10 protein-coding genes are annotated in these 6,698 nt (G+C 68.6%); 4 read left to right on the forward strand and 6 right to left on the reverse strand.

Translation table 11 applies throughout. From position 1 onward, the window contains the following. Positions 1-704 (forward strand): SpoIID/LytB domain-containing protein (locus AB0J39_RS22075; RefSeq protein WP_363467654.1); only part of this gene is annotated, 704 nt, incomplete at its 5' end. Between the two features lie 59 nt (positions 705-763). Here the strand turns inward: AB0J39_RS22075 and AB0J39_RS22080 are convergent. Beyond that, entirely contained in the window at positions 764-1,807 is a 1,044-nt protein-coding gene (locus AB0J39_RS22080) for an NBR1-Ig-like domain-containing protein (RefSeq protein ID WP_363467678.1), read from the reverse strand. Positions 1,808-2,083: 276 nt separating this feature from the next. Between AB0J39_RS22080 and AB0J39_RS22085 the strand changes: the two genes are divergently transcribed. Next, entirely contained in the window at positions 2,084-2,353 is a 270-nt protein-coding gene (locus tag AB0J39_RS22085; RefSeq protein WP_363467657.1) for a hypothetical protein, read from the forward strand. 91 nt (positions 2,354-2,444) lie between these two features. On the opposite strand, the gene AB0J39_RS22090 is transcribed toward AB0J39_RS22085, so the two are convergent. From AB0J39_RS22090 to AB0J39_RS22105, 4 genes are all read right to left on the reverse strand, one after another. Continuing rightward, entirely contained in the window at positions 2,445-2,741 is a 297-nt protein-coding gene (locus AB0J39_RS22090) for a S8 family serine peptidase (RefSeq protein ID WP_363467681.1), read from the reverse strand. A 149-nt stretch (positions 2,742-2,890) separates the two neighbouring features. Next, positions 2,891-3,823: a phosphatidate cytidylyltransferase gene (locus tag AB0J39_RS22095; protein WP_363467659.1), complete on the reverse strand. Its 933-nt coding sequence runs from the start codon at positions 3,821-3,823 to the stop codon at positions 2,891-2,893. A 1-nt stretch (position 3,824) separates the two neighbouring features. Continuing rightward, positions 3,825-4,415, reverse strand: a complete 591-nt coding sequence (locus AB0J39_RS22100; RefSeq protein WP_363467662.1) for a lysophospholipid acyltransferase family protein — start codon at positions 4,413-4,415, stop codon at positions 3,825-3,827. Between the two features lie 10 nt (positions 4,416-4,425). Continuing rightward, positions 4,426-5,049, reverse strand: coding sequence for a CDP-alcohol phosphatidyltransferase family protein (locus AB0J39_RS22105; RefSeq protein WP_363467665.1), 624 nt, complete (start codon positions 5,047-5,049; stop codon positions 4,426-4,428). Between the two features lie 288 nt (positions 5,050-5,337). Here AB0J39_RS22105 and AB0J39_RS22110 point away from each other — a divergent pair, with 288 nt between their 5' ends. Together AB0J39_RS22110 and AB0J39_RS22115 are read left to right on the forward strand one after the other, a co-directional pair. Beyond that, positions 5,338-5,796 (forward strand): nuclear transport factor 2 family protein, encoded by a 459-nt coding sequence (locus AB0J39_RS22110; RefSeq protein ID WP_363467667.1) that lies wholly within the window; start codon positions 5,338-5,340, stop codon positions 5,794-5,796. Positions 5,797-5,895: 99 nt separating this feature from the next. After that, positions 5,896-6,399, forward strand: a complete 504-nt coding sequence (locus AB0J39_RS22115; RefSeq protein WP_363467670.1) for a hypothetical protein — start codon at positions 5,896-5,898, stop codon at positions 6,397-6,399. A 67-nt stretch (positions 6,400-6,466) separates the two neighbouring features. Here AB0J39_RS22115 and AB0J39_RS22120 read toward each other — a convergent pair. Continuing rightward, the coding region (locus AB0J39_RS22120; protein WP_363467672.1) for a hypothetical protein at positions 6,467-6,698 on the reverse strand (232 nt) is incomplete at its 5' end.

Genomic DNA, 6,698 nt, shown 5'->3' on the forward strand with positions numbered 1-6,698 from the left:
CCGGCAAGGGCAAGTGCGTCAAGAACGCCGCGGCCTCGGTCTGGAACCGTAGCGGCAAGACCGTCCGGGTCTACTTCAACAGCAACTACGGCGGCAGCGTCTACCAGGACTTCGGGCCGGGCGCCAAGGGCAACCTCAAGCCCGGCCTCAAGAACCAGAACGCCTCCCACCGGTTCCTGAGCTCCGCGCCGCCGACCGGGTGCAAGACCGACGGCACGGACAGCAGGCTGCCTACGACGATCCTCGTCTACCGGGAATCCCTCAACCGCGTGGACCGGGTGGAGTTCAAGACCTACATCAAGAACGTCCTGCCGAACGAGTGGCGGTCGCACTGGCCGAGGGAGTCTCTCCGGGCCGGGGCGATCGCGGTCAAGAACTTCGGCTGGTACTGGGCGCTGAGGTCGGCGAGCAAGACGCCCAGCGGCCAGTGTTACGACGTCACCGACCACACGTCCAGCCAGATGTACAAGCCGGGTTCGGCGACGGCGGCGACGAACGCCGCGGTGGACGCGACCTGGGGCATCCGGATGACGCGCAACGGGAAGATCTTCAAGGCGCAGTACTGCTCCACGACGACGGCCTGCCGCCACTGGGTGGCCGGCGACTGGATGTCGCAGAACGGCTCTCGCGACAAGGCCGAGGCGGGCTGGAGCTACTCCAGGATCCTCAGGTACTACTACAAGGGGATCGCTCTCACGTCCTGAGCAGCGGGAGGCGGTCCGCCCCTGTTCCCCGCCGTGTCGTGCACGGCGGGGAACAGTCGTCAGCCGACGATGACCTGGAAGTTGAGTGGCCGGCCTCCGGGGAACGCGACCCGTCCCGAGCCCTCCATCATCTTGAACCGCACATAGCACAAGCCTGGCTTCGTCGGCGTGGTGATGTCGGTCCGGATGTCGACCATCTCTCCGGGGCGCGTGTCCTTTATCGGTACGTCGGGGACGGTCTGGCATTGATCGGGTTGCTGCGGGAGGTCGATGCGATGCAGCGAATATCCCTTCCACGGCACGGTCCCAGCGTTCTTGAGCCGCCATACCTTGGTCACGATCTGGCGGGAGCCGACGCGCGTGCAGTCGGGCAGCGTGATGTCTCCGATGAACTTCGCCGAATCACCCTCGTGCACAGGCGGGCTCCACGGCGGGTTGGTGGCGCGCACGGGGCAGTCGGCTGCCGACAGCCCGGTCTTCGATGCGCTCTCGGACGGGTTCACGTTGTGCCCGTCGGTCCCGGAGCCACGATTGACGGCGACCGCGATGAGGACCACTGTCGCCACACCGGCGGCCGCTACTGCGAGCGCGGCCGCGGCCGGGAGGGTTGGTCGGAATCGCCTCCGGCCCCCTGGCACAGAGGGGACAGGCTGGACGTCGCCCGCGATCTCGTCGGGCCGTGGCGGCGTAGGCGGAGATGCCGGGGTTTCACCAGCCGATCGTGGGGCTTGTGGCCCGGTGGCGCCGGGCACGGCGCGATCTTCCGCGATGTCGGTGGCGGAGGCTTCGAGACCATCAGGCGGACCGGCCCGCAAGGTGCCCCCGCGGCTTGAAGGATCTCCGGCGCTCGCCGATCTGACCGCTGAATTCGCCCTCTCCCAGCGTTCACGGTACGCGGCCGAGTCTGCGCCGCACGCCTTGACGAACTCGACGGTGGTCTCCCAACTCGGGAGCCGGTTACCCTTCGTGGCCTCGTGCAACGTCGTGTGGGAGATCGCCCCCGACCGGCCAGACATTTCTCGGAACGGTGGGTTGCCGACCGATTTGCGAAGTTCTCGCAGTGCCGCCGCGAAGTCCTCGATCGCCTCCGCCCGTGCGGGCATGTCGTCCACCGGGTGAAGCTAACAGCGCCCACGGTGTCCACTCAAGCTTATGCAGCATCTCGCATACGTCCTCCTGCGCCTCGCTCGCCGCGGCAGGGTTGGGGGTGGCCTGCACCCAGATCGTCTCCGTCGGCGTCGGCGGTGTAGGGCGCAAGGGTTCGGGTGACGTCGACGAGCGTGCCGTCGGGGGTACCGGTCGTAACCCTCGGAATGCGGGTCCGGAACGTCCGGGAAAGGCCCGGCACACTGGTGTCCCGCAGACCGAGCGGACGAAGGATGCGCCGGTCGACCTCCTCGGACCACGGGCGGCCGGACGGCCTCGGCATGATCATTATGAAGCTCCCCTGCGGGATCACCGTGTACGGCCACGGCGGAACCCTCGATGGTTATCTCACCGGCGTGACCGCGCGGTCGGGCGGTACCCACACGCTCGCCTGCGTGATCAATGGCAGTTGGGGAGCGGAGAACCAGATCGCGCTGATGGACAAGGCCTACATCGCCGAGCTCTGCGGCAGTCGTCAGCCGCCGCGCCGGCCGTGGGGATGACATTCCTCGTCGCCGTACGGCACTGGGCCCACACCGTCGTGACGGTGCAGGCCCCGCGTGAGAATGTCACGCAGGTGATGCCGGGGTCAGTTCACTTGACGGCCGCGAGGGTGTCGACGACGCCGGCGCCGAAGAAGCTGTTGTCGTCGACGGTGCCGGTGCAGGCCGCGGTGTTCAGCGGGCAGGGCTTGGGCACGGCCCGCGCCTTGAGCTCGCTGATCATCTGGTCCGGCGACCACGACGGGTGCGCCGACTTCATCTGCGCCATCACGCCGGCGACGTGCGGGCTCGCCATCGACGTACCGCTCTCGGTGCCGTAGCCGTCGGTCCCCGTACGGGTATTCCACGTCGTGGAGTAGATCGACGAGCCGGGAGCCGCGACGTCGATCTTGCCGAGTTGCTGGCGGCCTGGTCGGGCTGGTCGTCACACCAGAACTCGAACGGGTCGACGTAGTAGGAGTTGTTCGTCACGTCCATGTGCCTCTGAGCAACACGCACCGGCACCTGCGGGGCCGTGCCACCGCACGGCGGTACGGGTCAGGGGACGAAGAAGTACCGGGTCAGGTGGAAGAACAGCGGTGCGGCGAAGCACAGTGAGTCCACCCGGTCGAGCATTCCGCCGTGCCCGGCCAGCATCTCGCCCCAGTCCTTGGCGCCGAGCGAGCGCTTCACCGCCGACAGCACGAGACCGCCGATCACACCGGCCGCCACGATCGCGAGCGACATCAGCGCGGCCTGCCAGGGGGTGAACGGCGTCAGCCCGTGCAGCAGCACGCCGAGCAGCACCGCCGCCAGGCCGCCCCCGACGAGCCCCTCGACGGTCTTGGAAGGGCTCACCTTCGGCGACAGCGGCGTACGGCCCCAGAGCTTGCCGCACACGTACTGGAAGACGTCGCTCGACTGCACGACCAGCAGGAAGAACAGCAGCAGCGGGCCGTTGCCGGCGTAGTAGCCGGGAATCTCCAGCATCAGCAGCGCGGGGGCGTGGCTGAGGCCGTAGACGCACACCATCAGCGCCCACTGGATCTTGGCGTTGCGCTCGAGGAAGTCGGAGGTGTCCTGCGACAGCGCGGCGGCGGCCGAGACGACGAAGAACACATAGACCGGGATGAAAATCGAGAAAAGCCCGTACCAGCGGAGCCCGAGCAGCGCGAACTGGACCGGAAGCGCGACGTAGAACGCCAGCAGTAACGACCAGTAGTCGGCGTCCTTGGTCGCGGTCAGCGTGATGAACTCGCGGAGCGCGAAGAACGAGCACAGCGCGAACAGCACGATGGTCGCGTGGCTGCCCGCGACGATCGCGGTGCCGGCGACGGCGATCATGACCCACCAGGCGTTGATCCGCTGGTTGAGGTTCAGCACCGTCGTGTTCCCCGGGCCGGTGCGACGGGCCAGGACCGCTCCCACCGTCGTCGCCCCGGTGAGCAGTGTCACCATTCCGGTGATCGTCATCCAGAAGACGTGTGGCATGTCAGGTGTTTCCGATCGTGATGACCGCGCCCCGAGCGCGTTCGAGGAAAGCGTCCTTCTCTTCGCCGGGCACCCGCTCGAGCGGCGCGCCGAACCCCACCCGGCACAGGAGGGGAACGGGGATCACCTTTCCCCTGGGCATGACGCGATCGAGGTTCGACAGATTCACGGGGACGAGCTCGACGTCGGGGAATTCCCGTGCGAGCCGGAATATCCCGCTCCGGAACGGCCCGGGCTCCGGCCCCGTGCCCCGGGTTCCCTCAGGAAAGATCACCAGCGAGGCCCCCTCGCGCAGCGCCTCCCGCAGCGGGTCGAGCGGGTCACCCGCCCCCTGCCGCCGCCGGTCGACGAAGACGACGTCGAGCACGCGTCGCGCGACGAAGCTCCTGAGCGGTGAGGAGTCCCAGTAGTCGCGCGCCGCCACCGGACGGACGCTTCCGCGGAGCCGCGCGGGAAGCGCGGCGAGGATCGCCATCGTGTCGACGTGGCTGGTGTGGTTCGAGAAATAGATTCGCTGGCGGCCGGCCGCCAGGGCGGACAAGTACCGGGGGTGGGCGCCGACGACGATCCGGACCAGCCAGACCAGCGCCATCCTGAGGAGACTAGACACCGGCGGCCCGCAATCTCCTGGCGACGGCGCGACCGCGGGTCCAGCACGTGACGGCCGAGCCGACGGCCACGACCACTGTCGCCGCCTTGAGCGAGTACTGCGTCGCCGTCAGGAGGGACTCGGCCGCGCCCACGAGGCAGCCGGCCGACAGGACGGCCATCCGGTGCTGCTTGGCCATCGGGCCGAGGAACTCCTGCTCGAAGCCGAGCGCACCCCCGAACACCCGGACGTACGCGGTGGTCACGGCGAGAAGCGCGGCGAGCCACCCGACCTCCGGCAGTCCCGCGCCGTAGCCCGCCCCGACGATGACGAGCGAGTCGGCGACGCGATCCGGGAACTCGTTGTAGAGCGCGCCGGTCGGGGACTTCTTCCCGCCCTCGACCGCGACGAGGCCGTCCAGCACGTTGCACAGCAGCCTCAGCTGGATGAGCACCGCGGCGGTCAGGTATCCGGCCCATCCCGGCGCCCCGGACAGCGCCCAGCCCGCCAGACCCGCGAACACCACACTGGCGCAGGAGATCTGGTTCGGCGTGACGGAGGTGCCGGAAATCCATGAGGCGACACCTCGGACAGCGCAATTGGACCGGGATCTGACCGGCCGGCGTTCCAGCGTCATATCCGTCCTCCGCTGATTCGTCTCGAATCGGCGAACGCATCGCCGAACAACTCTCTCGTCACTGGACCTGCCGTATCCGATGCACTGACGGAGGGCGGCTCATCGCCCTGCTGAACAAGCCCCCGCGAACTCGGTGATCATTAGTAGTTTCCGGTGCTTGACGCCTGCTTGAATTCTGGTTACCGACGAGTAGCCAAGAGGGCTGGAACGACTCCACACTTGTTGACCGGAGATTCTGTTTCGGTCTACGTTTGTTGAGCCACCGCTCGCGGCGATGAAGGGGACAGCGTGCCCGCGACTCCACGACAGCTGCTCGACCGCTTCCATCAGGCGATGCTGGACTTCTCGCCCGACTCGCTCGCCGACCTGTTCGCCGACGAGGCGACCTACGAGTTCGTGTTCTGGGCCCCGCATCGCGGTGCGTCGCAGCGGTACGACGGGCGCGCGGAGATCCGTGCAGGCTTCAGGGCGGCGTGGGCGTCGGTCTCCGAGCCACCGCTGACCGGATTTGGCGCGATGTGCGTTCACGAGACGGCCGACGCCGAAGTGGTCATCTCCGAGGGCGAGATGGACGGCGTGAACCACGCGACCGGGCAGCCGTTCTCTTCCCGATTCGTGCTCGTTCTGCGCGCCCGCGACGGCCGTATCGTCCACCTGCGCGACTACTCCGACGTGCTGCGGACCGCGGCGGGGCTCGGGCGGCTGACTCAGCTCTTCGAGCAGGTGCGGGCCGAGTCCCCACCGTGAGCTCGGGTGCCGCGGCCCGGCGGCGGACCTTCTCCACTGCCCGCGCTACCCGTCGCCCGGATAGCGTGGTCGAAGATCGAGAGGAGAGGCGGTGAACCGGTGCTGTCTCTCGGCGAGATGCTGCGGGTGCTGAACGCGCTACACGCCCCCGGATGCGATGTCTGGGTCGCCGGCGGCTGGGGAATCGACGTCCTGGTCGGGCGCGTCACCCGGGAGCATCACGACCTTGACCTGCTCCACCGCGCCGAACAGGAGCGGCTGGTGATCGGCGAGTTGGAGTCGCTTGGGTACGCCGAACGGCCCGGCGTGGTGCCCGGGCGACCGGCCAGGTTCGTGATGGCCGACGGCCACGGGCACGAGCTCGATCTCCATCCGCTGCAGGTCGCGGAGGACGGTTCGGCCGTGCAGCACCTGGACGACCGCGGCGCCGCGCTTCACTACCCTGCCGCGGCTTTCGTCACGGGCACGATCGAGGGTGTGCGGGTGCGCTGCCTGTCCGTCGGCCAGCAGGTCGCCTTCCACCAGGGCTACGAGCCGAGGGACCGCGACCTGGAGGACATGGCAAGCCTGCGTGCGGCGTTCGGCGTCACCACGCACTTCTGACCCGCCCGCCGCGGAGCCGTACGGCCGCCGCTCCGGCGACGTCGGGCCGGTGCCCGGGGGCGAGCGGTCAGGGCGTGTAGAGGAGTGACAGCGGCTGCGCCGGACTCCGCTCGCTCAACTGGGTGGCGGTGCGCCCGATGTAACGGCTCAGGGACCGCGCCAGGTGCGGCTGGTCGAAGTAGCCGAGACGGTAAATCACGTCGTGGACCGGCACGCTTTCCTGGATCAGGACCGCCGCCCGCCGGGCGCGGTCGATTTGCCGCACGGTGCCGCGGGTGAGCCCGGTCGCCGTCACGAAG

Origin of the sequence: Microbispora sp. NPDC049633 (assembly GCF_040675265.1) — a bacterium.
Taxonomy (GTDB): Bacteria; Actinomycetota; Actinomycetes; order Streptosporangiales; family Streptosporangiaceae; genus Microbispora; species Microbispora maris.